Here is a 25,021-nt window from a genome sequence, read left to right as displayed (position 1 = left end):
GATCATTTCATGAGCTTACAAATCAGTTTCACAACTCCATCGTATCGGCAAAAGACAGCGCCTGCATCTGCGCGCGGTTGAACTGCACGGCGGTCAGGCCGAGCATCCCCGCCTGTTCAGCAATGGCATTTCCATCATCGCTCTCACTCGCTTTTGCCAATTCAAGGAAGGGTGCATAAACCCCGCCATTCCCGAGCAGGGCATCGCTGATGGGCTCCGGCAGGCTCATTGACTCAAGCACCTTTTCCATAGCCACACCGAGCAAGGCGTCAAGCATCGAGAATGCGCCGGTAATGAACAGATTGTCATATTCCTGCGAATCCACCAGACCGTTTGCCAGCACTTCCATCAAGCGCGCTCGGGTCAATGCCGTGTGCATAAGTGCTGGCGCCATCGGATCCTTGCTCGCGGTGGCCAGCAACAGTGAAAGCCATTTATTGAGCTTGTTGTAACCTAGGATGGTCACCGCATGACGGAAGGACTGTACCTCGCAAGACAGGCCGAAACCGGCCGAATTGATGTAGCGCAGAAGTTTGTAGGAGAGGGCGACATCCTGTTTCAGTGCCGCTTCGATTTCCTTGACATCGGCATTCTTGCGCACCAGATTGAGGACGCGAACGATCTGCGCCTGCCCGGAGTTGAGCGCCTTGGCCGGAGCTTTTGTCGGATGGGTGAAAAACCAGCTCGCAGCGGCATTCACCCCGGCGTCGAGACAGGCTTGAAAGGCCGGTCCGTCATTGACGTTGAATGCCACACCGATACCAAAGGGCTGCGTCTGCGTGGCCAGAATCCTGAGTTGCGCCGGGGTATGGCGCTGCGCATCGAAAGCGATAAAACGGAACGGAATACCGGCAGCCAAAGCGGCCTGCGCCTGAGCATCGTAAACCAGACAAAGCGATGATTGGGCGGCCTGCAAGGCAGCAATGAAAGCTTCGGATCCCGGCTCCAGCAGCGACGCTGAGCGAACTTCGATGGTGGCATTGGCCGGGATCTGCCATTCGAACAAAGCCGCTGTGCAGGGTGTATTTCCGGGATTGATAAATACCAGTTTTTCGCCTTGCGGCCAGAACTCGGCCAGAGCGCTCAAGGTATTGGCTGCATCCTTCGTCGTTGCCCCGCCTTCGAGGTGCAGCGTCAGACGGGTAGCGATTATTTTGCTCTGGCGATTGACCAGAGGCTGACGGGTAACAAAGACATCCGGCATGGCGATGATCCTGTAAAATTGGACGGATTCCTGCGCTGATTCTATACGCTGCTCAAGTCGTCGTTGGCAAATTCGAAGGAATCGGCGAAAAACTCGTTTTCCGGCAGCTTGCAGTGTCCGACAAAATCCCGTCGCGCTGCAGCTACCATTGCCGGCGAACCGCAAACATACACCTGATGACCTGAAAGATCAGGAAAATCCTGCATGGCCGCCGCATGCACGAAACCGATTCGCCCACTCCACTTTTCACACTGGGGCGTATCAGACAGCACTGGAACAAAGCGAATGACGGGCTGCTCAAGCGCCCACCGTTCAGCCACCGGCAACAGGTAGAGGTCGGCACGCTCGCGCCCGCCCCAGTAGATTTCCATTGAACGAGTTGATTTCTCCGCTATGGCGTGTTCGACAATGGCCTTGATCGGTGCGAAACCGGTTCCACCGGCTACCAGCAGCATCGGTTTTACAGAATCCTCGCGCAGATAGAAATTGCCGTGCGGCCCGTTCAGGCGCAGGATGTCGCGCTCCTTCATGGTGTTGAACACATGATCGGTAAACTGCCCGCCCGGCGCATGCCGGATATGAAGTTGCAGGCATGCATCGTCATGCGGCGCATTGGCCAGCGAGAACGCCCGACGCCGGCCTTCCTTGAGCAGAATTTCGATGTATTGACCGGCGAAAAACTGAAGTCGCTCAGCGGCCGGCAGTTTGAGTTCGACGATCATTACATCATGTGCAGCACGTGTAAGTTTCTGCACCCGCGCTGGCAGGGTCTTGACCGGCACCTCTTGCGCAGAGCGCAACTCCCTACTCTCGATGGACAACTCGCCCAGCGCCCTGGCGCAGCAGAAAAGCGCCCATCCCGCACTGCGATCAGCTTCGCTCAGCGTATCTATCGGCGCCTTGCCATGATCAACCTGCCCGCTCAACACTTTCCCGCGACACGACCCACAGGCGCCGTCGCGACAGCCGTACGGCAGCATCAGCCCCTGGCGCAGCGCAGCGTCAAGTATGGTCTCGCCCACCTCGGCCTGAAAAGTGTGCTGGCCCGGCTGAATGTTAATCCTGAACCCCATTGAATCTCCCTGAAGGTTTGAGCGGCATTTTTTCTGCAATCCTCTGCCCTTCTTGTTTTCTCTCTGCATTCCCTGCGTTAATAAGGATGAATCCGGTAAAATTGCGCCGTGCAAAAACTTCTGATCGTCGGCTGCGGTGATGTGGCTCGCCGAACCTTGCCCCGTCTGCTCGGCCATTATCGCGTCTTCGCCTTGCTGCGTGACCCGACGCAGTTTGCCTACTGGCGCGCCAGGGGCGCCTGTCCCCTCCTTGCCGATCTTGATCGTGCCTCCAGTTTGCGGCGCATCGGCGGTCTGGCAGACATCGTGTTGCATTTTGCGCCGCCTCCCGAGCGCGGCACCGTGGATACCCGCACGCGCAGGCTGCTCGCGGCGCTGAATCGGGGTAAAAGTCTACCACAGCGACTGATTTACATCAGTACTAGCGGCGTTTATGGCGACTGTGCCGGAGCGCACATCGACGAAACGCGAGCACTGCACCCGACCAGCGCCCGCGCCACGCGTCGTGTTGATGCCGAACGCCAGTTGCGGCGCTTTGGCTTGCGTAGCGGCGTTTGCGTCAGCATACTGCGTGCACCCGGCATCTACGCTGCCGAGCGCCTGCCGATCGAACGCCTGCAAAAGGGCACCAGCGTACTGCAGGTTGATGACGATGTGTTCACCAATCACATCCACGCTGACGACCTGGCCATGCTGACCTGCGCGGCGCTACGTTTCGGACGCGCCAACCGCTGCTACAACGCGAGCGATGACTCCGTACTGAAGATGGGCGACTACTTCGACCTTGTCGCCGAGCGCTTCGGCCTGCCGCGCGCACCGCGCATCTCGCGCAGCGAGGCGCAAAAACTGATGTCACCTCTGCAACTGTCATTCATGAGCGAATCACGCCGGCTCGACAACCGCCGCATCAAAAGGGAACTCCGGGCAAAATTGCGCTACCCGCTGGTTGTAGATGGCGTCAATGCGGCCTGGCAAGAAAGGAAACTGTGATGGATTACCTGGTCGTCAAAGCGCTGCATATCGTGCTGGTCGTCAGTTGGTTTGCCGGCCTCTTTTACCTGCCGCGCATCTTCGTCAACCTGGCGATGGTGCCGCCTGAAAGTACCGCCGAGTGTGAGCGCCTGTTGCTGATGGCTGGCAAGCTCTATCGTTTCATGACACCGATTGGTTACCTGGCCATCGCTCTCGGCCTCTGGCTGTGGTTGGGCTTTGGCATTTCAGGCGGCTGGCTGCACGCCAAGACGACGCTGGTAGCCGGCCTCGTTGTCTATAACCTGTATTGTCGAAAGTTGTTGCACAGTTTCCAGGCCGGGAGTAACACGCACAACCACGTCTGGTTCCGCTGGTTCAACGAAGTTCCGGTGATCGTGCTGCTCGTCGTGACCTTGCTCGTTGTTCTCAAACCTTTCTAGGAACGCCGCTTTGGAAACGTTTTTTGCCAGTTGTCCGCGTGGTCTTGAACCCCTGCTTGCGGAAGACCTCGTTGCTTTGGGTGTCAGCGATCCGAAGCCGATTCCGGGCGGCGTGCATTTTGTCGCCGACTGGCCAAATTGCTATGCCGCCAACCTGCATTCGCGTATCGCGACCCGCATCCTGTGGCGTGTCGCCCATGGCCACTACGCCAGGGAAGACGACATCTACCGTCTGGCGCTCGATACACCCTGGCCGACCTGGTTTGGCTTCGGGCAGACGATCCGCGTCGATGTCACCGCAGTCAAAAGCCCGCTCAGGAGCCTTGAGTTCATTACCCTGCGCATCAAGGACGCGATTTGCGACCGCTTTCGTGCCGATAGCGGCAAACGCCCCAGCGTCGACACGCGCGAGCCCGACGTTCGTATCCACGGCTTCATTTCCGCCACCGAATGCACGCTCTATATCGACACCTCGGGCGCGCCGCTCTACCAGCGCGGGCTGCGCCAAAAGACGGTGGAAGCGCCACTCAAGGAGAATGTGGCGGCCGGCATCCTGCGCCTCTCGGGCTGGCAACCCGGCTCGCCCCTGCTCGACCCGATGTGCGGTAGCGGCACCTTCCTGCTTGAAGCGGCGCAGATGGCGCTCAACATCGCTCCAGGTGCAGGACGCGACTTCGGTTTCCAGCGCCTGAAAAACTTCCAGCTCGACCAGTGGAAAAACCAGCTCGACACCGCCATGGACGCCGAGAAACCGGCGGCCAATGCCCAGATCTACGGCAGCGACATTTCGCCGGTCGCCGTGCGCGCGTCGTTGGCCAACCTCGACCGCGCCGGATTGTTGCCTGCCGTCACGCTGAGTTCAGGCGATGTGCTGACAATCGACGCCCCGGCGAACAATGGCCCTGACCCCGGCATCATGGTCGCCAACCCGCCCTACGGCGAACGCCTTTCGGAACAGGACGAACTCGCCGCCTTCTACCCGCCTCTGGGCAGCGCGCTCAAGCGCCATTTCGCCGGCTGGAACTGTTATCTGCTGAGCGCCGACATGCGTCTGCCCAAATTGATGCGCCTGACGCCAGGCAAAAAAACACTGCTCTACAACGGCGCCATTGAATGCCGCTTGTTCGAGTTCAAGATGGTGGCAGGAAGCAACCGGCGCTGAGAGGATTCCATGTACGGACCTGAGCGGAAAACAGGACGTGCATTGGCAACGCGATTGCAGTGAGGCAGAGCTTCCATGCACTCAATGTAGCATGGTGCTCCAGGACAGGCTGTTGCAATTAATGGCGGCGCAGGCCTTAGCCACCCTTCAACTGGCCGCATGCAGCAGACGTTTCAGATCGCTGACAATGGTTTCGACGGACGCATCGTCCTTGACATAGAGCCGGATTCTTCCGGCCGGGTCGAAGACGTAGGCGCCTGCCGAATGGTCGATCACATAACCCATGCCCTCGCTGCCCTTGCTCCGCGCAAAAAACACCTTGAATTCCCGTGCCGCAGCTTCGGTACTCGCTTTGTCGCCGTAGAGGCCGATGAACGAGGAATTGAACCACGGCACATAGGCAGCGAGCATTTCCGGGGTATCGCGCTCCGGGTCGATGGTGACGAAGAGCACCTGCACGCGGCCCGCATCGCTGCCAAGCTGCTTCATCACTTCGGCAAAGCGCGCCAACGTCGTCGGGCAGACGTCCGGGCAGGACGTGTAACCGAAGAAAATGACCACGGCCTTGCCCTGAAAGTCAGCCAGCGATGTCAGTTTCCCTTGATGATTCTTTAGTGCCAGGGAGCGTCCGAACTCTGCTCCGCTGATGTCTGTGTTGCGGAAAGCCGGCGGTGTTCGCTCACTGCAGCCGGCCAGGCCGAAGAAAAAAATAAGCAGGAAAACCCGTAACATGTCATTGACTAAAATCAAAAACTTCAATGAATTTTTATTGAAGATGTGGCAGAATGTCGCACCATTAGTAATTCTAAAAAGTATGGGAGGAACAAACTTGAGCATACCAAAATACCCCGACCCGCGTGCCGGACATACCTATTGTACGTGGACAATTCGTATCCTGTTTGCCCTGCTTGCCGGATTGGCTCCTGCACTGGCCCGAGCTGACTTTGCGCTGAATCTGCCGACGCCGGCTACCGGCGTGGCTCAGGATATTTACGACCTGCACACATTGATTCTCTGGATCTGCTGCGCGATCCTTGTCGTTGTGTTTATTCCGATGGCCATCGCCTTGCTAAAGCACCGCAAATCTGTAGGCCATCAGGCTGCAAAATTTCACGATAACCTCGCTGTCGAAATCATCTGGACCGTCATCCCTATCCTTATCCTGATCAGCATGATTTGGCCAGCGACAAAGCTGGTGGTGTCGATGAAAGATGTCAGCAAGTCGGATCTGACAATCAAGGTAACAGGATACCAGTGGAAGTGGGAATACGAATATCTCGGCGACAACATCCGCTTCATGAGCAATTCCTCAACACCGCAAGCGCAGATTGACGGGGAGCAGCCCAAGGGAGAGCACTATCTTCTTGAAGTTGACCGCCCGCTGGTGGTACCTGCCGGCAAGAAGGTTCGCCTGGTGTTGACCTCTAACGATGTAATTCACGCGTGGTGGGTTCCAGCCTTTGGTGTCAAGCAGGACGCCATACCAGGTTTCATCCGCGACACCTGGTTCAAGGTCGACCAACCAGGCATCTATCGTGGCCAGTGCGCCGAATTGTGCGGCGTTAAACACGGCTTCATGCCGGTCGTCGTGGAGGTGGTAACTCCTGAGAAATTCGACGCCTGGAAGCAGGAGCAGAAAGCCCTGGTCGCCGCTGCGGCCGCCAACGCGGGCAAGACGTACCAGATGGCTGAGCTGAACGCGATCGGAGAAAAGGTCTACACCGCGAATTGCGCTGCCTGCCACCAAGCCAACGGCGTGGGAATTCCTGGCGCATTTCCTGCACTGAGCGGTTCAAAAATCGCCACGGGCGATGTGGCAGGACACATCGACATGGTTCTCAATGGCAAATCGCCAACGGCCATGGCCGCCTTTGGCAAGCAGTTGTCCGATCTTGATATCGCCGCAGTCGTCACCTACGAACGCAATAAATGGGACAACAAGACGGGTGATCTGGTACAGCCGGCCGACGTCGCCGCCCGGCGCAAGTAAAAAGGAGTCTGATAATGAATACTACGACTGTTAATGACGCCACGGGTCACCACGACCACGATCACGATCACGCCCCCGAAGGTTTTATGCGCTGGCTGACCAGTACCAACCACAAGGACATTGGCAGCCTCTACCTGTGGTTCAGCCTGTTCATGTTTTTCTTTGCCGGTGCGCTGGCCATGCTGATCCGTGCTGAACTGTTTCAGCCAGGCCTGCAATATTTCCAGCCCGGCGTCTTCAACCAACTCACTACGATGCACGGCCTGATCATGATTTTCGGAGCCATCATGCCTGCACTCGTCGGTTTCGCCAACTGGCAGGTGCCGTTGATGATCGGCGCCCCCGACATGGCTTTCCCTCGCCTCAACAACTGGAGTTTCTGGCTGCTACCGGCAGCAGGCACTCTCCTCATCGCCACATTTTTCGTACCTGGCGGTGCGATTTCCGGCGGCTGGACAATGTACCCCCCGCTCTACATGCAGGGCGGTATTGCTTATGACATATCGATTTTGTCTGTTCATATTCTGGGTATTTCGTCGATCATGGGTGCAATCAACATCATCGTCACCATACTCAACATGCGTGCTCCGGGAATGACCTTGATGAAAATGCCCTTGTTCGTCTGGACCTGGCTGATCACGGCCTTCCTGCTGGTAGCCGTGATGCCGGTACTAGCCTGCGCGATCACCATGCTGCTGACAGACCGTAATTTTGGGACGCATTTCTTTGACGCCGCCGGTGGCGGCGACCCGATCATGTTCCAGCACGTTTTCTGGTTCTTTGGTCACCCCGAGGTGTACATCATGATCCTGCCGTCTTTCGGCATTGTCTCAACCATCCTCCCGACTTTTGCCCGCAAGCCGTTGTTCGGCTATGTTTCGATGGTTTATGCGGTGGCCTCAATCGCCATTCTTTCCTTTATCGTCTGGGCGCACCACATGTTCACCACCGGTATGCCGCTTGGCGGACAGCTCTTCTTCATGTACGCCACCATGCTGATCTCGATTCCTACTGGAATCAAGGTCTTCAACTGGGTAGCGACCCTGTGGCGCGGCTCGATTACGCTCGAAACTCCCATGCTCTTTTCACTGGCTTTTGTCATCCTGTTTACGCTCGGTGGCTTCAGTGGACTTGTGCTGGCTCTGGTGCCCGTGGATATCCAGTTGCAGGACACCTATTACGTGGTCGCCCATTTCCACTACGTACTTTTCTCAGGGTCCGCAATGGCCATAATGGCCGGCGTGTATTACTGGCTACCGAAATGGACCGGCCACATGTACGATGAAAAGTTGGGCAAGGTGCACTTCTGGGTGACCGCTATTGCTTTCAACATCACCTTCTTCCCGATGCACTTTCTCGGTCTGGCCGGGATGCCGAGGCGAATTCCCGACTATGCATTGCAGTTCGCCGATTTCAATGCAATTGCCAGCGTTGGCGGCTTCCTTCTTGGCGCCAGTCAACTGCTGTTCCTGTACATTGTGATCAAATGTGCGCGCGGTGGCGCACCGGCGGGCAATCGGCCATGGGATGGGGCCGATACTCTCGAATGGACGCTCAGTTCTCCGCCTCCATACCACTCATTCGTCACCCCACCGCTCGTGAAGTAGGCCAAGGGAGATTACCATGCAAACACACACCAACAACAATGCCTATTACGTACCGCCACCTTCAATCTGGCCGCTCGTTGGGTCGATTGCCCTGCTTACCTTGGCTACCGGCTTCGCACTGTTGCTCAACAAGACGGCTATTGGTCCCTATGTCATGGCCCTCGGCGCCGGGATTCTGCTCATCATGCTGTTCGGCTGGTTTGGCGCCGTCATCAATGAAAGCATTTCAGGCAAGTATGCTGGTCAGGAAGATGCGTCTTTCCGGTGGGGCATGGCGTGGTTCATTTTTTCCGAAGTCATGTTCTTTGCCGGCTTTTTTGGGGCACTTTTCTATGCCCGAAATATCGCGGTACCAATGCTTGAAGACGCGCAGAGCTTGTGGCCGGGCTTTGTTGCAGCGTGGCCAACGGCCGGGCCGGGCTTGAAAACTGTAATCACGCCTGTTCACGCCTGGGGCATACCGGCGCTTAATACCTTGATCCTTTTGACATCTGGGGTCACCTTGACCTGGGCGCACTGGGGTCTCCAGAAGGACAAGCAATCTCAGCTCAAGCTTGGACTGGCACTGACCATCGCTCTGGGCATCCTGTTCATCGGCCTGCAGTGGTATGAGTATGTTGTTTTGGATTTCACACTGCGCGACGGGATCTTCGGTGCAACCTTTTTCATGCTGACCGGTTTCCATGGCTTTCACGTAATACTGGGGACAGTCATGCTCATCGTCATACTTTTTCGTTCGCTGGCCAGCCACTTCACTCCTGGACGACATTTTGCATTCGAAGCAGTCGCTTGGTACTGGCACTTTGTGGACGTAGTCTGGCTGCTACTGTTCATTTTTGTCTATTGTTTGTAGTTTCCAGAAAAAACTTCACCAACTTCCGTGCCCTATTGCCGTCAACACCATGTCATTTCAAGCTTCGCTTGAAATGACTAACCGGAGAACCTGTCTTGAGGATGCATAACGGTTACATGATCTTTGTCAGCACCCTCTTTGCGGTGGTATTCATGATCATGATTCTTTCACTGGTCAAGCACCGCAAGACTAGCGGTCACCTGACTGCAAAGTTCTCCGGACCGACAGGAACAGTGCAATGGTTATGGGCACTGGTCCCATTCGTCATCCTGGCCTACATTGACGTTGCGCTGATCAACCTTCCCAATGATCGCAACTCGTCTGTGCAGAAAAAGATAGAACTGGCGGTCGCTCAGGACCTGCCATCCAGTTTGCCTGAAATGGCGAATAACACGCCTGCGACAGGCTCTGAGATTAATAGTGATACATCAAGCTCAGCAAACAGGCAGCAGGCACTCCGATGACACCCGTGGCAAACCTTCCGCCCGAAGAACTTGCTCGCCGCAGTGCAGCCAATCGGCTTGTGGGATTGCTTCTCGCCGCCATTGCCCTGGCTATTTTTCTCCTGACAATGTTTTTAAGAAACTGAACGATGTCCGTATCAGTCAATAGTCCGATGCCCTTGCGAAGCCACCGGCAGTTGCTGATCAAGCTGCTTGTTGTCATCGCTCTCGCCTTTGCATTCGGATTTGCCATGGTGCCGCTGTACGACGTGTTTTGCCAGGTAACGGGTCTCAATGGCAAAACTGGAGCAAAACCTGGAAGTCTAGGTATTGCGGGCATCAGCAATCCGCTTACGTCTTCGCCTTCCAGTATCGATAGCAGCCGCACTGTGACGGTCGAATTCATCGGTACCGTAATGCCCGGTCTGCCTTGGGAAATGACGGCCTTGACGTCGAGCCTCGATCTGCACCCTGGAGAACTTCATCAGGCCAAATTCCGCGTGCATAATCTTTCAGACAAAACCATCGTCGGGCAGGCCATCCCCAGCGTTTCCCCTGGACTGGCAGCACAACACTTTGAGAAACTTGACTGTTTCTGCTTTGCGCAACAGACCTTGGCACCGGGTGAAACGAAGGAAATGCCGCTGACCTTCATTGTCAAGCCGGAACTGGACAAGGATATCCGTACGATCACCCTGGCCTATGCATTCTTCATTGTAGCCGACACAAAATCAGCGGCGAAAAATCTTGCATTACGCTGATTGAAGTCTTTGGAGAATGCTGATGGATGCAAGCTGGCTGATGAGGAGTTTGACTAAGCGTAGACACTTCGTTACCAAGAGCGCGGCTTGATGCTCTCGCTAGATCAACCGCTCGGTATCTGGGTTCCTTATTGTTCGCTACTGTCTCTAGCCGGTGATCAGTCCAAAACGATAACCAAGCATCAGCAGTACGAAGAGCGCGATCGACAAACTGATGCGCAAGGTCAATGCTTTCACTGTGCGGTCGCCAGTACCCTGATCCCGGTAAAGAAAGAAAAGGCCGGAAAAAAGGCTGCCTATCACGCCAACCAACATGAGCAGTATGATGAGCTTGAACATGGTCGAATCCAATAAGGTGAGTGCCAATTATGCGCGCACCACCGAGGTGACGGCAACTCCTCCAACTCAGGAAGACACAAAAAAGAATTCAGAGCGTCGATTTCAGCCACGTCTGTTGCCTACGCTGGCGGCCGCCCTGCTCTTGCCTCTCTTCATTTCTGCCGGCCAATGGCAGTGGAACAAGGCCTCCATCAAGGGCAAACTGCAAAAGGAGCTCGACGCACGTGGCGCCGAACCGGCAATACAGATACCGACATCACTGGTCGATCCGCAAGCGCTACGTTACCGCAAGATTGTCGCCCGTGGTCAGTATGATGTGCAGCATCAGATACTGATCGACAATCGCACACATCGCGAACAGGCAGGCTATCACGTCCTTACCCCGCTCAGGCTCGAAGGCAGCGACATGCGCTTGCTTGTCAATCGCGGCTGGGTACCGGCGCTTGCCGAACATAATCAGGTGCCGCAGGTCGCAACCCCCACCGGGACCGTCGAAGTTTCAGGCACGGCTGTCGTTCCCAATACACGATTCATTACCCTCGGAGCAGACGACGTCAACAATAAAATCGAATGGCAAAGCGTCTGGCAAAACCTCGATCTGGGACGCTTTGGCAAGGCCGTCAACTTTCCTCTTCAACCTATTGTCATTGAACTCGACGCAGCCAGCACGGCGGGCGGATTCGTGCGTGAATGGCGGCGGCCCGACGAACGGCTGGAAACTCACCTCGGCTATGCTCTCCAGTGGTGGAGCTTTGCCGCAATCACCGTCGTGCTCTGGCTGGTTGTTAACTTCCGCCGCACATCCTGATTTTCAAACAGCACTCTAGACACCCACGCCATGACCACGGCCCTACCGACACCCAATTCTTCACGCCGGACACTGCTCTTGCTGGCCGCCTTGTTTTTTCTGCCCTTCGTGATCGGATCCGGACTTTTCTGGCTGGACTGGCGCCCTGATAAATTCGGCAACCAAGGTGAACTACTGCAACCGCCACGTACATTACCGGCAAGCGGCCTCCGTCATGCTGACGGACGCCCACTGCCGACTGCAGAATTGCTTGGCAAGTGGCTGCTCGTGTTGCCTGTCAAAGGGTCGTGCACCACCACGTGTCAGAATAACCTGCAACAAATGCTTCAGGTCCATGTCGCGCTCAACAAGGAAAAAAACCGCTTGCAGCGTGTCCTGATTGTCAGTGATGTTTCAGATTCAGCGAACGATCCACCCATGGTGGAGTTGCAGCGACTGTTCCCCGGTCTCCTCGTTGCTACCGTGCAAACCAATATTGCTGGTGAGGCCTGGATTGGCGCCCTTAATGGTAGTGGCCAGGAGGTTTTCATCGTCGACCCTCTCGGTAACGTCATGATGCGCTACGCCGACCCAACAGATATGCGTGGCGTACTCAAGGATCTTGAGCGTCTGTTAAAATATTCCTGGATCCGCTAACACTTAGGAGGTGTTGAATGCCGGCAACCTTGAGAGATCAGGCCAACACCCCGCGCCCGTTCGTGCAACGCCTCGCTGACTTCTTCGCGCTGTGCAAACCGCGCGTTAACAGCCTGATCGTGTTCACCGCGATGATCGGCATGTTCCTCTCCTCTCCCGACTTTCCGCCGCTCGGCCTGTTTCTCGCTGCCTCAGCAGGAATTGCACTGGTTGCTGGTGCGGCGGCAGCAATCAACTGCCTTGTCGAACGAACAGTCGATGCACTTATGGCGCGTACCCGTGCCAGGCCAACGGCGAGAGGGAAAGTCTCGGTAGCCGAAACCCTGGCTTTGGCTTCCCTGGTCGGCGGTGGCGGATTGTGGCTGCTCTACGCTCTGGTCAATCCCCTGACCATGTGGCTGACGCTCGCCACCTTTCTTGGCTACGCGGTGATCTACACACTCTTGCTCAAACCGGCAACGCCGATGAACATCGTGATCGGCGGCGCGTCGGGTGCCATGCCCCCATTACTTGGCTGGGCCGCCATGACCGGCAATGTCGGCCCGGAAGCGCTGGTACTCTTTCTGATCATCTTTATCTGGACGCCGCCGCACTTCTGGGCACTGGCCTGCTACCGGCGCGAGGACTACGCGAAGGCTGGCTTGCCGATGCTGCCGGTCACGCACGGAATCAAGCTCACCTGCCTGCATAGCCTGCTCTACGTCGTCATGCTTACCGGTGCCACGGTGCTGCCCTACACCCTCGGCATGAGCGGCCCTTGGTACCTTGCTGTCGTGCTGGTGCTCGATGCGATCTTTCTGGCCTATACCTTCGCGCTGTGGCGCAACTACAGTGACGGACTGGCCCGACGCACTTTTCGCTGGTCGATCATTTACCTGACGCTGCTCTTTGCGGCGCTACTGGCCGACCATTTTATCTGATTGCCAATGCGCCTCTATCGCCCGCTACTCGTATTTGCCACATTGCTCGCCTTTGGCGTGATCTCGCTCGGCGCCTAAGTCCACCTGTCTGACGCAGGGCTGGCTGCCCAGACTGACCAGGCTGCTACTGTCACTTGATCGGCGTACCCGGTGCCGCCCACGAGCAAACTGCCGCGCTGCAGACCTTCCCCGGCAAGCCAGTCGAAGAACACAAAGCGTGAACTGAGATGGTGCATCGCTACTTTGCCGGAGTCCTCGGCCTGCTTATCGTCTGCATCGCGATGCTGGCGTGGCGCCACCGCCGGTCTCTGCTTCAATCGCCATGGCTGCCGACGGTGCTGGTCGGCGTTGTCGGCGTGCAGGCATTTCTACGCATGTGGACCGACACCCTGTGCTACTCAAGCCGGTTGTCTTCAGCGCCCACCTGCTCGGCGGAAAGACTACGCTGGCCCTGCTCGTCTGGCTTCTGCTGCGCCAGCGGCAACACGATACACTCTCGCCAGCAGGCGGAGTTTGACTGCCCGCTGCGCTCGCGCTCATCGCGCAAGTCTTCCAGATTGCGCTCGGCGGCTGGGTAAGCAGCAACTACGCCGCACTGGCCTGTAGAGATTTTTCCACCTGCCTCGGGGTCTGGTTACCCGAGATGGACTTTGCACAGGCATTTCATATAAACCGCGATCTCGGACAGACCGCTGACGGCGCGTTGCTAACGAACGCCGCGCTGACAGTGATCGACTGGTCACACCGGGTTGGCGCGCTGATCGTTGCGCTGATCGTCGGCCTGCTGGCTTTCATGATTATCTTCAGGCTTTGGCAAAACCCAGCGCAGCCAGCAGCTTGCCGTGGATGCCGCCAAAACCACCATTGCTCATCACCAGTATCTGGTCGCCGGGGTGTGATGAGGCAACAATACGTTCAACGAGTTCATCCAGGTCGTCGGCAACTTCCACCTTCTCGCCCAGAGGCGCCAATGCTTCGGCAGCATCCCAGCCAAGATTGGCAGCATAGCAGAAGACCTGATCGGCCTCAGCAAGACTAGCCGGCAACTGCGCCTTCATCACTCCGAGCTTCATGGTGTTCGAGCGTGGCTCAAGGACAGCCAGAATTCGCGGGGGACGCATTGAGCTGACCACTGCCCGCGAATCGATTTTGCGCCTCAGTCCGGCCACGGTCGTGGCAATTGCCGTCGGATGGTGAGCAAAATCGTCGTAAACGCTGATACCACGAACCGTTCCTCGCAACTCCATCCGGCGTTTTACATTCTCGAAGCGCGACAGCGCCTCTAGTCCTTTGTCCAGCGGAACACCGACGTGCCGCGCAGCAAGCAACGCCGCTAAGGCGTTGGCCCGGTTGTGCTCGCCGTTCAAGGCCCAGTGTGTTTCGCCGATATTTTCTTCGCCGCGCATCAGGCGCAGCGAACCGTTGGCATCGTCGTCGCCTTCGATACGCCACCCGCTGGCCTCGTTAAAGCGCTCGACGGGTGTCCAGCAGGCACGTGCGAGAACACGCTCGAGGCTAACTTCCGCAGCGTTGGTCACCAGCAGGCCGTTACGCGGCAAAGTACGAACAAAATGATGGAATTGCGTCTCGATCGCTGCCAGATCGACGAAAATATCAGCGTGATCGAACTCCAGATTGTTCAGGATCGCGGTTCGTGGACGGTAATGGATAAACTTCGAGCGCTTGTCGCAAAAGGCCGTGTCGTATTCATCTGCTTCGATAACGAAGAAAGGCGAATCGCTGATTTCTCCTGATAATCGGGCCGATACGCCGAAATTCATCGGCACCCCGCCAATCAGAAATCCTGGACTCAAGCCCGCGTCCTGAAGAATCCAGGCCAGCATCGAGGAAGTCGTTGTTTTGCCATGTGTGCCGGCGACCGCCAATACCCAGCGCCCCTGCAAGACATGGTCAGCGAGCCACTGCGGGCCGGAAACATAAGGCAATCCGCGATCCAGTATCTCTTCAAGCAAGGGGTTGCCGCGTGAAATGGCATTCCCCACCACATAACAATCCGGCCTCAAGGCCATCTGCTCGACTCCATAACCTTCAACAAGGTCAATACCCGCCGCTTCAAGTTGCGTGCTCATCGGCGGATAGACGCCAGTGTCGCACCCCGTGACGCGATGCCCTGCGGCGCGAGCCAACTGGGCGATGCCGCCCATGAAAGTGCCACAGATCCCGAGAATATGAATATGCATACAAAAAATCCAAGTTAGAATTGACTGTCCGAAAACAAAAGCTCACGCTCACAGCGAGAGAATTGTATCCTTGCTACCCATTGGAAATGTGGCAAATAGCTAGCGCTAGAGAACTTTGGTTAGTGAACCCCAGGATTAAAGCGCCCCGCCTGATGACCCGAGCCAACGATAACCCGTACCGCGCCCAGCAACGTACTCGCATTGCCAGCGCGGCGGCGCGCCTGATCGCCGAGGATGGAATCAGCGATTACGCGCTCGCCAAGCGCAAGGCGGCGAACCACCTTGGATTTCCGGACAATGTACATTTACCAGAAAACGCCGAGGTAGAAGCCGAGTTGCGCATCTACCAACGTCTGTTCCAGGACGTTGAGCAAATCGCAAGAGTGACCTGTCTTCGGCAAAAAGCCAGCGGAATAATGTCGAAAATGCTTAAATTCAACCCCTATCTCACTGGCTCCGTACTTGATGGAACGGCCGCTCGCTTCGCTGAAATCGACATCCAGTTGTTCACTGACAGTGCCAAGGATGTTGAAATTTTTCTTCTTAATCAGGGCATTGATTACGAACATAGCACACCGCGCAGCGAACGGGCAGAAACCGTATTGACCATCCACGATGAGGATGCCCTCGTAAATCTGGTCGTTTACCCTTCACAGGAGGAGCGGGTCACCTTCAAGACGCGTGATGGGAGGAATCGACAACGCGCCCGCCTTGACGCCGTTAACAAACTGTTGATTGCCAGCCGCATGGACTCCCGATGAGAAACAGCAAACTCCTTGTCGTCGGTCTGGTCGGCGCAATGATTGCGCTTACCGCCGGCGTTTATATCGGGATGGGGGCACGGATTGAGAGAACGCCTGAACCATCTGTCTCAAGCGAAGCGATCGCGCGCCTTTTCACCACTCACCTGAATGATTCTGAGGGAAAACAGCAAACGCTCAAGCAATGGCAGGGTAATACGCTTGTGATCAACTTCTGGGCAACCTGGTGCCCGCCCTGTCGGGAAGAGATGCCGTCATTTTCACGACTGCAAACGAAATTTGCAGCGAATGGTGTTCAATTTGTCGGCATTGCGCTTGATACGGCAGAGAACGTCATCAATTTTTCAAAACAGTATCCAAGCGTCTACCCGCTCCTTATCGCCGACTCGGAAGGAGTAGAACTGACCCGGCTACTAGGCAATTCGCGCCTTGCGCTCCCTTACACTGTGGTTCTCGCTGCCAACAACGAGGTTCGACTCGCCCGACTGGGTCGCGTTTCCGAGCAGGAACTCGACATCCTGCTGCAAAAAGTTACCGCCCGGTAAAAAGCAATTACTGGACAAAATGCAGTAAAATCGGCAAACTCGCAGGCATGAAGAAGCAAAAAGCCACATCGTCAGACGATAAAAATCGCGCAACTCCACCCAAGCTGCTTGTACTGCATGGACCGAACCTGAATCTGCTGGGCACGCGCGAGCCTGACCATTACGGACTGACGACCCTTGCCGAGATCAATCTTGCACTTGCCCGCCGCGCTGCTGCCGCCGGTGTCGAACTGGAATCGTTCCAGAGCAATCACGAGGGCGCCCTCATTGAGCGCGTTCATGCCGCTCGCGAGCAAGGCGTAAGTTACATCATCATCAATCCAGCGGCTTTCACCCACACCAGCATTGCGCTGTACGACGCCATGGCGGCCACCGGCATTCCCTATATCGAGGTTCACCTTTCCAATGTTCATGCCCGTGAATCCTTCCGACATCAATCGTTTTTCTCCAGGCTGGCGATTGGCGTCATTACGGGTCTCGGAAGCAAAGGTTATCTGCTCGCGCTGGAGTACCTGCTGAGCCAAATCACCTCAGACTGAGCTTGCGGCAAACAACCTGGCTCGTCAGCAGCCTGCTTCCCCCATTGGCGAAAACGGTTTCAAGAAGGAGATCATTCATGGATTTACGCAAACTCAAAAAACTGATTGACCTGGTCGAGGAATCGGGGATTACCGAACTTGAGGTCAGCGAAGGCGAAGAGAGGGTTCGCATCGCCAAGCACCCGTCTGTCGCTCCCCAGCAAACCTACATGATTCCGCAAGCCGCACCGATGGCCGCTCCGGCCGTCAGCGCGCCGGTCGCAAAGGTCGAGGACAAATCCGATCTGCCAGAAGGGGAGGTCATCAAGTCACCCATGGTTGGCACTTTCTATCGCTCGGCCAGCCCGGGCTCCGATCCGTTTGTCGAAGTCGGCAGCGTAGTCAAATCCGGCCAGACGCTATGTATCGTCGAGGCCATGAAACTGCTCAACGAAATCGAATCCGACCACGCCGGGACGGTGAAAGCCATACTGGTCGAGAACGGTCAACCGGTCGAGTACGGTGAACCGCTGTTCATCGTCGGCTAGGGAGAGCGTTCCGCCATGTTCGGGAAAGTCCTCATCGCCAATCGCGGGGAAATCGCTCTTCGCATCCAGCGTGCCTGCCGTGAGATGGGCATCAAGACGGTCGTCGTTCATTCCGAGGTTGATCGCGAAGCCAAATACGTAAAGCTAGCTGACGAATCGGTATGCATTGGCCCTCCCCCTTCTAACCTCAGCTACCTGAACGTCCCGGCCATCATCTCGGCGGCAGAGGTCACCGACGCAGAAGCCATCCATCCCGGTTACGGCTTTCTCTCGGAGAATGCCGACTTTGCCGAACGGGTCGAGTCTTCGGGCTTCGTATTCATTGGTCCCCGCCCCGAAACAATCCGTTTGATGGGCGACAAGGTGTCGGCCAAGGACGCTATGAAAGCTGCCGGCGTACCCTGCGTTCCCGGCTCGGAGGGCGTTCTACCCGAAGATCCGAAAGAAATTGTCAAAGCGGCCAAGGCCGTCGGCTACCCGGTAATCATCAAAGCCGCCGGTGGCGGTGGCGGACGTGGCATGCGCGTGGTACATACCGAAGCTGCGCTGCATAACGCGGTCACCATGACCCGCTCGGAAGCGCAAAACTTTTTCGGCAACCCCAATGTTTATATGGAGAAGTACCTCGTTAATCCCCGCCATGTCGAGATCCAGGTGCTGGCTGACAGTTTCAGGAATGCCGTTTATCTCGGTGAACGCGATTGTTCAATGCAGCGCCGCCACCAGAAGATCATCGAAGAGGCGCCGGCACCTGGAATTCCCGCCCGCCACATTGCGCGCATTGGCGAGCGCTGCGCCGAGGCTTGCCGAAGAATCAATTATCGTGGAGCCGGCACCTTCGAATTCCTTTACGAGAATGGCGAGTTTTATTTCATTGAAATGAACACACGCATTCAGGTTGAACATCCGGTAACAGAAATGATCAGCGGCGTTGATCTGGTTCAGGAACAGATTCGTGTCGCTGCCGGCGAGAAACTGCGCTACCGACAACGCGACCTCAGCTTTCGCGGTCATGCCATCGAATGTCGCATTAATGCCGAAGATCCATACACGTTCGTTCCATTTCCAGGCAAGATAACGACCTATCACCCGCCCGGAGGTCCCGGCATCCGCGTTGATTCGCACATCTACCAGGGCTACACCGTACCGCAGCACTATGACTCGATGGTCGCCAAGGTGATCGCTTACGGCGACACGCGCGATCAGGCCATTCGCCGCATGCGTATTGCCCTGTCGGAAATGAGCATCGAGGGCATCAAGACAAACATCGCCCTGCATCAGGAACTGATGCAGGATGCCAGTTTCATCAAAGGCGGTATCAACATTCACTACCTTGAGAAAAAACTCGCCGCCAAAGGCGAGTTGAAGAAGGACGACTGAACTGGCTGACCATGTCCTGGCTTTCAATCAGTATCGAAACTGACTGCCGACACGCCGAGGCACTGGCCGATGCCCTGCTTGAAGCCGGCGCTCTTTCAGCCAGCATCGAGGATGCCGATGCGGGCACACCGAACGAGACGCCACAGTTCGGCGAACCCGGTTCACTCACCACGCCAGGCTGGGAACGCTCGCGGGTCATCGCCCTGCTGGATTCCGGGACTGACGCCAGCGCACTGCTCGCGCTCTGCGCACCGAACGCCGGATTTGCGGCAATCCCTGCTTTTACCCAGGAGGACGTTGCCGAGCAGAACTGGGTGCAACTCACCCAGTCGCAATTCGACCCGATTCGCGTCTCCGGGCGCTTGTGGATTGTTCCTTCATGGCACCAGGCTCCCGACCCCGATGCGATCATTCTGGTACTCGACCCGGGCATGGCCTTCGGCACCGGCTCGCATCCGACCACCCGTCTTTGCCTGGAGTGGCTGGAACGTTCTGTGACCCCTGGCCTTTCTGTTCTTGATTACGGCTGCGGTTCAGGTATTCTGGCCATCGCCGCAGCCAAACTCGGCGCCGGAAACATTCTCGGGGTCGACATCGATTTACAGGCCGTTGGTGCGGCGACAATCAACGCCGAACGTAACAATGTTAGCGCTTGCTTCGCTGATTCGGCACAGGAAATCAAGGGGCAGTTTGATATGGTGGTCGCCAACATCCTTTCCAATCCGCTCCGTGCACTGGCACCGGCGATCTGCTCGCACGTCCGTCCCGGTGGCAAACTGGCGCTCTCCGGCATCCTCGCTGAACAAAGCGAAGAACTTCTCGCCGCCTATGCCCCGTATCTGGCGCTCAGCGTCGCCGATACGCGCGACGGTTGGGTTTGTCTCGCGGGAGTCAAGGCCATTCAATGAAAACGCGCTGCCCCGACTGCCAGACGACTTTCCGGGTCACTCCGGAACAGTTGAAGGCGCGCGCCGGAAGGGTTCGCTGTGGTCAATGCCAGAGCGTCTTCAATGCGCTTGACAGTCTGCTTGACGAAACCGGAACCGCCACTTTACCCGCCCCACGAATTTCGTCACGAAACGTGTTGCCAGAGACTTCTGCCCTTGCGGAAAACCGGCCATCAGTGACCCCGAAAAGCCCTCAGGCTGAAAGCAGCTACGCTGCCGACACCGTGCCCGAAGAAACCGTTACGGCAGACGATATCGGGCTGGGCATGGCGATCACTCCGGCAGAAATGCCCGTGGAAAATGCGCCGCCACTGAGTGAACAAGCCGCACATGAACTGGGCAAGGCAAGCGGGCTTATTCTGCCGCGCGAGACGAGCGAAATCCCCGGTTACAGCAAGTGGGCCGAAGGAGTCATGGCCGGGCCGGTTGCGCTGCCGGTCGACAAGGCCGCCCGCTGGCCCTTTGTCCTCGCTGCCCTGTTGCTTGCGCTGGCGCTTGCCGGACAAATCGTTTTCCGTTTCCGCAGCGAAATCGCCATCACCACGCCCAGTATGCGCCCGCTGCTTGAGCTGCTCTCCGAGGCGCTCGGCGCTGAAGTGCCTTTACCTCGCCACGTTGAACTGGTCAGCATTGAGACATCGGATCTCCAGACCGACCCGGCGCACGGCAACCTGCTCATTCTAAACGCCACGCTGCGCAACCGGGCAAACTACGCGCAAGCCTTTCCTTCGCTCGAACTCACCCTGACCGATACGCAGGATTTTGCCATTGCGCGCCGTGTGTTTCCGCCTGAAGAGTATCTTTCACCGAGCGTAGCGGCCGATCAACCTTTTGCAGCCAATACCGATGTTGCCGTTCGCCTTTGGATAGAAGCTAGCGACATCGGTGCGTCCGGCTATCGTCTCTACGTTTTCTACCCCTGAACTGCATTCCACCCGCCATTGACTTACCCCAGCTACGCCGTAAGGTGCCGCAAACCGGGTGTTATAATTTTTACCTCCCACTTTTTCAATTCCCCAAAACCTTTATGTCCACACTCATCTGCGGCTCCATCGCCTACGACAACATCATGGTTTTCCATGATCGTTTCAAGAATCACATCCTCCCGGAACAGATTCACATTCTGAACGTGGCCTTTCTGGTACCCGAGATGCGTCGCGAGTTCGGCGGTTGCGCGGGGAACATTGCCTACAACCTGAAATTGCTGGGTGGTGACCCGCTGATCATGGCCACGGTTGGCGATGACGCCGACCCCTACCTCGTTCGCCTGGACGACTTGGGTCTCTCGCGCACTCACGTGCGCCGTATCGCCGGCAGTTACACCGCTCAGGCTTTCATCACCACGGATCTTGACGATAACCAGATCACCGCTTTTCACCCCGGCGCGATGAGTTATTCACACCTCAATCGGGTTGCCGATGCCAGGAGCGCCACGCTGGGCATCGTCGCTCCCGACGGGCGCGACGGAATGCTCCAACACGCCCATGACCTGGCCGCTGCCGGCACCCCCTTCATCTTCGACCCGGGTCAGGGCCTGCCCATGTTTTCGGGCGATGACCTGATGCAGTTCATGAAACTTGCAGAGTATGCCTGTTTCAACGACTACGAGGCAAAGCTGTTGTGCGACCGGACCGGCCACTCGCTTGAACGACTGGCCAACGAGGTTAAGGCGCTGATCGTTACGCGCGGCGGCGAGGGCTCGCAAATTTACACAGGCGGTCAACGCCATGAGATTCCCTGCGTTAAGGCGGATGACGTGGTCGACCCCACCGGTTGCGGCGATGCCTACCGTTCCGGACTGCTCTACGGGATTGCCAACGGGTGGGACTGGTTGAAGACCGGTCGACTGGCGGCGGTGATGGGCGCCATCAAGATTTCCCATCGCGGTGGGCAAAACCACCGGGCGAGTCGTGATGAAATTGCCGACCGTTATGCCCAAGCCTTCGGCAAGGCACCTTGGTAGGGAGATAACCATGAACGTTCTGAAACTGGTTGCCACCGTGTTGATTTCTCTGGTTCTGGCCGGCTGCGCGAGCAGCAAGTCAGGCGACGTCTATACGCGCGATCAGGCAAGGCGCGAAATGCTGGTGCGAACCGGCGTCGTCGAGAGCGTGCGTGAAGTGACCATGGAAGGCACCAACTCAGGCGCCGGAACATTTGCTGGCGCAGCCGTTGGCGGTGTGGCCGGCAGCACGGTCGGCGGCGGCAGGGGGCAGATCGTCGGCGCGATCATCGGTGCGCTGCTTGGCGGTATGGCGGGATCGGCTATTGAAGAAAACGCCACAAAAAAGAACGCGCTGGAAATCACAGTTAATCTCGACAGTGGCATGCTGGTCGCGGTGGTTCAGGAAATGGGCGAGATTTTCTATCCGGGTGAGCGGGTTCGTGTCCTGAGCGGGGACGGTTCGACGCGAGTCACACATTAACCGATGAATAGATGACCCAAGCCCGCCCGACGCCTTATCCGATCCGTATTTTCCGCTGCCTGAGACTGGCACTGCACTTTACCTGGATTGCCATCGGCACAGCTATCGCCTACCCCCTGGTCGGCACACAACAAAGAGCACGTTTCAAGCAGCGCTGGTCGCACCAGATACTCAGGATTCTTTCCGTTCGCCTGGAGACGCAGCCGACCGATGCGCCCCCTGGTTGCCTGCTTGTTTCCAATCATGTCTCCTGGCTCGACATCTTCGCCATTCATTCCCTGCGGCCAGCCGCCTTCATCTCCAAGGCCGAAGTACGCCAGTGGCCTTTCTTTGGCTGGCTGGGTGAAAAAAACGACACCGTTTTCCTGCGCCGGGGGAGCCGCGGTCACGCCAGGGTAGTCAATGCACAAATCGATGCCCTGCTAAACGCGGGCATGGATGTCGCCATTTTTCCTGAGGGAACGACAAGCGACGGAACTCATCTGCTCGGTTTTCACGCCGCCTTGCTGCAACCGGCGATCGAGACTGGCCGCCCCATTCTGCCGCTCGCGCTGTCCTACCACGATGCTCAGGGCAACATCAGTCTGGCGCCGTCCTTTGCTGGCGAAACCACGATAGGACAGTGTTTTTCCGCGATTCTTGCCAGCCGCTCGCTGACGGTGCGCCTGATACCGGAACCGGTAATCGATACCGTCGGGAAAACCCGGCGTGAACTGTCACAGGCGGCGCGCACCGCCATCGCTAGCCGGCTCGGATTTCCTCTTTCGAGCAATCCACCTGAAAGATCGCCCGGTCCTCAAGCCGGATAGCCGTCAGCGAACCGCCCCACAGGCAGCCGGAATCAATCGCCAGAAGATTGGGCATGACCTTCAGCCCCAATGCAGACCAGTGGCCGGTAATCAGGACGCTGTCCGCACTGCGCCGCCCCGGCACCTCGAACCAGGGCATGTAACCCTCCGGTGCTTTGCTCACCTCTCCCTTGACCCGGAAGTCCATCACGCCCTGTGGCGAACAGAAGCGCATGCGCGTCATGGCATTGACGATCACGCGCAATCGCGGCCAGCCTTCAAGATCGTTCTGCCATGAAGCAGGTTCGCTTCCCCACATATTGGCCATGAACTTGCGCCACTTACCTCCGGCCAGCGCGGTCTCGACCTCCAGGGCCAGCGAACTCGCCTTGCGCACCGTCCATTGCGGCAAAAGACCGGCATGCACCATGCAATATTGGCCTTCAACATGGCACAAGGGCCGATGCCGAAGCCAGTCGAGAAGTTCGTTCCGATCCGGCGCGGCGAGAATCTCGTCGAAAGTGTCGCCCTTGCCCTGCTTGCCGAATCCTTCTGCGCTCATCAACAGCGAAAGATCATGGTTGCCAAGAACCGTTGTCGCTGCAGAACCCAGATTGCGAACGAAACGCAAGGTCTCCAGCGAACGCGGTCCGCGATTGACTAGGTCGCCCACCAACCAGAGTCGATCACGAGTCGCATCGAACGCGCAGCGCTCAAGCAAGCGTGTAAAGGAATCAAAACAGCCTTGAATGTCACCGATTGCGTAGGTTGCCAAACATCTCTCCAGGATTTTCAGTTAGCGCATTGTGGGCCGAGCTTCAGACCAAAAAAAGGGATCGCCGACAAGCATGTCGTGCTGAAATCCTGCCCATGATCGCAATAGTGCATATCTTAAATCGGCAGAGCTATGCATACATCATTACCAGACGCTTGCCGGGCTTGTTCAAACGCGTATCGAAGCAAGCAAAGAATATGGGAGACTGCGAAATGCGAGCGGCCTCAAAAGCGGCTGCGAGCTGGATGCTGTCATAGCCGCGCAATGCAAACATATCGGCATAGTCTCCAGCTCGCTCAACCAGCGGCTGGTCGATTTCCAGCACCACGAAGTGCGACCAATCAGCAGCCAGCGCCAACTTGGCCTGCTCGATAACAGAAACATCATCTGGCACTTCATGCGCCCGCCTGGACAACGCAGCGTGTGCCTCTGCCCACGCAATACGGCACACGGCAACAGCCTCGGCTTCCTGTACTAGTGCCTTCAGTTGATTGCTCCTCACTACAAAAAATTCACCTATAACAGCTTTTACATCCAGATTGCATGCCATCGCGAAACCGAGATTTTTCTCAATCTTGATGATTCGGATGTCTGGTCGAACAGCAGCCACCTTTTCAATATTTGAATCAGTAGAAGCGTTATCCACGATAACGATCTCACCCGACTGACCAATGGCTGATGCAATGCATTTCTCCAGCAATGAGCCCGCATTTTAGTTTACCACGATGAGTGAAACAGCCAGATGTGCTGCTTGCACTGCTAGATTAGTTTCCATAGCGCCGGGCAGATGCCGAAATATGGCATGAAAGTCGGGAGCGTGTTGGTGGTTACCGTTCAGCATTTTCTCCAGCAAAACGTCTGGAGAACAAGATTCGAGTGGCGTAATCAAAATCCATGTCAAGAAATCCGGTTGGCCGATTGATC

General features: G+C 56.8%; 29 protein-coding genes and 2 pseudogenes. 24 read left to right on the top strand and 7 right to left on the bottom strand.

Annotated features, from left to right (window positions below):
• Window positions 1-28 precede the first annotated feature (28 nt).
• The gene (locus JNM42_RS09625; protein WP_294268720.1) at window positions 29-1,204 is read right to left on the bottom strand and encodes an HDOD domain-containing protein; all 1,176 of its coding nucleotides are present in this window, start codon (window positions 1,202-1,204) and stop codon (window positions 29-31) included.
• Between the two features lie 41 nt (window positions 1,205-1,245).
• Entirely contained in the window at window positions 1,246-2,277 is a 1,032-nt protein-coding gene (locus JNM42_RS09620) for a CDP-6-deoxy-delta-3,4-glucoseen reductase (RefSeq protein ID WP_294268718.1), read from the bottom strand.
• A gap of 108 nt (window positions 2,278-2,385) precedes the next feature.
• Between JNM42_RS09620 and JNM42_RS09615 the strand changes: the two genes are divergently transcribed.
• The 3 genes from JNM42_RS09615 to JNM42_RS09605 are packed head-to-tail and all read left to right on the top strand — an operon-like array spanning window position 2,386 to window position 4,851.
• Window positions 2,386-3,267: an SDR family oxidoreductase gene (locus JNM42_RS09615; protein WP_294268716.1), complete on the top strand. Its 882-nt coding sequence runs from the start codon at window positions 2,386-2,388 to the stop codon at window positions 3,265-3,267.
• A complete protein-coding gene (locus JNM42_RS09610; RefSeq protein ID WP_294268714.1) occupies window positions 3,267-3,689 on the top strand; it encodes a CopD family protein in 423 nt (140 codons plus the stop codon). Before JNM42_RS09615 ends, JNM42_RS09610 begins: the two co-directional genes overlap by 1 nt.
• A gap of 10 nt (window positions 3,690-3,699) precedes the next feature.
• A complete protein-coding gene (locus JNM42_RS09605) occupies window positions 3,700-4,851 on the top strand; it encodes a THUMP domain-containing protein (RefSeq protein ID WP_294268712.1) in 1,152 nt (383 codons plus the stop codon).
• A gap of 147 nt (window positions 4,852-4,998) precedes the next feature.
• On the opposite strand, the gene JNM42_RS09600 is transcribed toward JNM42_RS09605, so the two are convergent.
• A complete protein-coding gene (locus JNM42_RS09600) occupies window positions 4,999-5,583 on the bottom strand; it encodes an SCO family protein (protein ID WP_294268711.1) in 585 nt (194 codons plus the stop codon).
• Here JNM42_RS09600 and coxB point away from each other — a divergent pair.
• The 5 genes from coxB (at window position 5,582) to JNM42_RS09575 (ending at window position 10,505) form a co-directional block, all read left to right on the top strand.
• Complete coding sequence (gene coxB, locus JNM42_RS09595; protein WP_294268709.1) at window positions 5,582-6,841, top strand: cytochrome c oxidase subunit II; 1,260 nt, start codon at window positions 5,582-5,584, stop codon at window positions 6,839-6,841. The genes JNM42_RS09600 and coxB overlap by 2 nt on opposite strands.
• Window positions 6,842-6,855: 14 nt before the next feature.
• Window positions 6,856-8,448, top strand: coding sequence for a cytochrome c oxidase subunit I (ctaD, locus tag JNM42_RS09590; RefSeq protein WP_294268707.1), 1,593 nt, complete (start codon window positions 6,856-6,858; stop codon window positions 8,446-8,448).
• Between the two features lie 16 nt (window positions 8,449-8,464).
• Window positions 8,465-9,301: a cytochrome c oxidase subunit 3 gene (locus JNM42_RS09585; RefSeq protein WP_294268706.1), complete on the top strand. Its 837-nt coding sequence runs from the start codon at window positions 8,465-8,467 to the stop codon at window positions 9,299-9,301.
• 101 nt (window positions 9,302-9,402) lie between these two features.
• Window positions 9,403-9,765, top strand: a complete 363-nt coding sequence (locus tag JNM42_RS09580) for a cytochrome c oxidase subunit II transmembrane domain-containing protein (RefSeq protein ID WP_294268704.1) — start codon at window positions 9,403-9,405, stop codon at window positions 9,763-9,765.
• A gap of 128 nt (window positions 9,766-9,893) precedes the next feature.
• Window positions 9,894-10,505 (top strand): cytochrome c oxidase assembly protein, encoded by a 612-nt coding sequence (locus JNM42_RS09575; RefSeq protein WP_366504431.1) that lies wholly within the window; start codon window positions 9,894-9,896, stop codon window positions 10,503-10,505.
• Window positions 10,506-10,652: 147 nt separating this feature from the next.
• On the opposite strand, the gene JNM42_RS09570 is transcribed toward JNM42_RS09575, so the two are convergent.
• Window positions 10,653-10,844 carry a twin transmembrane helix small protein gene (locus JNM42_RS09570; protein WP_294268702.1) on the bottom strand — a complete coding sequence of 64 codons (192 nt, stop codon included), beginning with the start codon at window positions 10,842-10,844 and terminating at the stop codon, window positions 10,653-10,655.
• Between JNM42_RS09570 and JNM42_RS09565 the strand changes: the two genes are divergently transcribed.
• The 5 genes and pseudogenes from JNM42_RS09565 to JNM42_RS19465 form a co-directional block, all read left to right on the top strand.
• Window positions 10,843-11,652, top strand: a complete 810-nt coding sequence (locus tag JNM42_RS09565; protein ID WP_294268701.1) for an SURF1 family protein — start codon at window positions 10,843-10,845, stop codon at window positions 11,650-11,652. The two genes, JNM42_RS09570 and JNM42_RS09565, sit on opposite strands and share 2 nt — an antisense overlap.
• A 78-nt stretch (window positions 11,653-11,730) precedes the next feature.
• Complete coding sequence (locus tag JNM42_RS09560) at window positions 11,731-12,288, top strand: hypothetical protein (RefSeq protein ID WP_294268699.1); 558 nt, start codon at window positions 11,731-11,733, stop codon at window positions 12,286-12,288.
• Between the two features lie 17 nt (window positions 12,289-12,305).
• Complete coding sequence (gene cyoE / locus JNM42_RS09555) at window positions 12,306-13,208, top strand: heme o synthase (protein WP_294268698.1); 903 nt, start codon at window positions 12,306-12,308, stop codon at window positions 13,206-13,208.
• A gap of 227 nt (window positions 13,209-13,435) precedes the next feature.
• Entirely contained in the window at window positions 13,436-13,786 is a 351-nt protein-coding gene (locus JNM42_RS09550) for a COX15/CtaA family protein (RefSeq protein ID WP_294268697.1), read from the top strand.
• Window positions 13,726-13,974 (top strand): annotated as a pseudogene (locus tag JNM42_RS19465) (COX15/CtaA family protein); the annotation flags it as partial. The gene JNM42_RS09550 and the pseudogene JNM42_RS19465, both read left to right, overlap by 61 nt.
• Before the next feature lie 37 nt (window positions 13,975-14,011).
• On the opposite strand, the gene mpl reads toward JNM42_RS19465, so the two are convergent.
• Window positions 14,012-15,409 (bottom strand): UDP-N-acetylmuramate:L-alanyl-gamma-D-glutamyl-meso-diaminopimelate ligase, encoded by a 1,398-nt coding sequence (gene mpl, locus JNM42_RS09545; protein ID WP_294268695.1) that lies wholly within the window; start codon window positions 15,407-15,409, stop codon window positions 14,012-14,014.
• An 86-nt stretch (window positions 15,410-15,495) separates the two neighbouring features.
• Here mpl and JNM42_RS09540 point away from each other — a divergent pair, with 86 nt between their 5' ends.
• From JNM42_RS09540 to JNM42_RS09495, 11 genes and pseudogenes are all read left to right on the top strand, one after another.
• Window positions 15,496-16,170, top strand: a complete 675-nt coding sequence (locus tag JNM42_RS09540; RefSeq protein WP_294268757.1) for a hypothetical protein — start codon at window positions 15,496-15,498, stop codon at window positions 16,168-16,170.
• Window positions 16,167-16,715, top strand: a complete 549-nt coding sequence (locus tag JNM42_RS09535; protein ID WP_294268693.1) for a TlpA disulfide reductase family protein — start codon at window positions 16,167-16,169, stop codon at window positions 16,713-16,715. Before JNM42_RS09540 ends, JNM42_RS09535 begins: the two co-directional genes overlap by 4 nt.
• A gap of 47 nt (window positions 16,716-16,762) precedes the next feature.
• Window positions 16,763-17,254, top strand: a complete 492-nt coding sequence (gene aroQ / locus JNM42_RS09530) for a type II 3-dehydroquinate dehydratase (RefSeq protein WP_294268691.1) — start codon at window positions 16,763-16,765, stop codon at window positions 17,252-17,254.
• A gap of 77 nt (window positions 17,255-17,331) precedes the next feature.
• On the top strand, window positions 17,332-17,781 hold the full coding sequence (accB, locus tag JNM42_RS09525; RefSeq protein WP_294268690.1) for an acetyl-CoA carboxylase biotin carboxyl carrier protein: 450 nt from the start codon (window positions 17,332-17,334) through the stop codon (window positions 17,779-17,781).
• A 15-nt stretch (window positions 17,782-17,796) separates the two neighbouring features.
• Window positions 17,797-19,161: an acetyl-CoA carboxylase biotin carboxylase subunit gene (gene accC, locus JNM42_RS09520; protein WP_294268688.1), complete on the top strand. Its 1,365-nt coding sequence runs from the start codon at window positions 17,797-17,799 to the stop codon at window positions 19,159-19,161.
• A gap of 11 nt (window positions 19,162-19,172) precedes the next feature.
• Window positions 19,173-20,069 carry a 50S ribosomal protein L11 methyltransferase gene (gene prmA / locus JNM42_RS09515; protein WP_294268686.1) on the top strand — a complete coding sequence of 299 codons (897 nt, stop codon included), beginning with the start codon at window positions 19,173-19,175 and terminating at the stop codon, window positions 20,067-20,069.
• A pseudogene (locus JNM42_RS19460) lies at window positions 20,066-20,125 on the top strand (zinc-ribbon domain-containing protein); the annotation flags it as partial. The gene prmA and the pseudogene JNM42_RS19460, both read left to right, overlap by 4 nt.
• Before the next feature lie 159 nt (window positions 20,126-20,284).
• On the top strand, window positions 20,285-21,031 hold the full coding sequence (locus tag JNM42_RS09510) for a DUF3426 domain-containing protein (protein WP_294268684.1): 747 nt from the start codon (window positions 20,285-20,287) through the stop codon (window positions 21,029-21,031).
• Between the two features lie 104 nt (window positions 21,032-21,135).
• Window positions 21,136-22,071 carry a carbohydrate kinase family protein gene (locus tag JNM42_RS09505; protein WP_294268683.1) on the top strand — a complete coding sequence of 312 codons (936 nt, stop codon included), beginning with the start codon at window positions 21,136-21,138 and terminating at the stop codon, window positions 22,069-22,071.
• Between the two features lie 10 nt (window positions 22,072-22,081).
• On the top strand, window positions 22,082-22,534 hold the full coding sequence (locus tag JNM42_RS09500; protein ID WP_294268679.1) for a glycine zipper 2TM domain-containing protein: 453 nt from the start codon (window positions 22,082-22,084) through the stop codon (window positions 22,532-22,534).
• An 11-nt stretch (window positions 22,535-22,545) separates the two neighbouring features.
• Window positions 22,546-23,343, top strand: a complete 798-nt coding sequence (locus tag JNM42_RS09495) for a lysophospholipid acyltransferase family protein (protein WP_294268677.1) — start codon at window positions 22,546-22,548, stop codon at window positions 23,341-23,343.
• On the opposite strand, the gene JNM42_RS09490 is transcribed toward JNM42_RS09495, so the two are convergent.
• Together JNM42_RS09490 and JNM42_RS09485 are read right to left on the bottom strand one after the other, a co-directional pair.
• Window positions 23,276-24,097, bottom strand: a complete 822-nt coding sequence (locus tag JNM42_RS09490) for a symmetrical bis(5'-nucleosyl)-tetraphosphatase (protein WP_294268675.1) — start codon at window positions 24,095-24,097, stop codon at window positions 23,276-23,278. The two genes, JNM42_RS09495 and JNM42_RS09490, sit on opposite strands and share 68 nt — an antisense overlap.
• Window positions 24,098-24,227: 130 nt before the next feature.
• Entirely contained in the window at window positions 24,228-24,797 is a 570-nt protein-coding gene (locus JNM42_RS09485; RefSeq protein ID WP_294268673.1) for a glycosyltransferase, read from the bottom strand.
• Between the last annotated feature and the right edge of the window lie 224 nt (window positions 24,798-25,021).

Source organism: Propionivibrio sp., assembly GCF_016790145.1.
Classification (GTDB): Bacteria; Pseudomonadota; Gammaproteobacteria; order Burkholderiales; family Rhodocyclaceae; genus Propionivibrio.
Note: the sequence above shows the minus strand (reverse complement) of the source record. Positions and strands in the feature narration are given on the sequence as shown.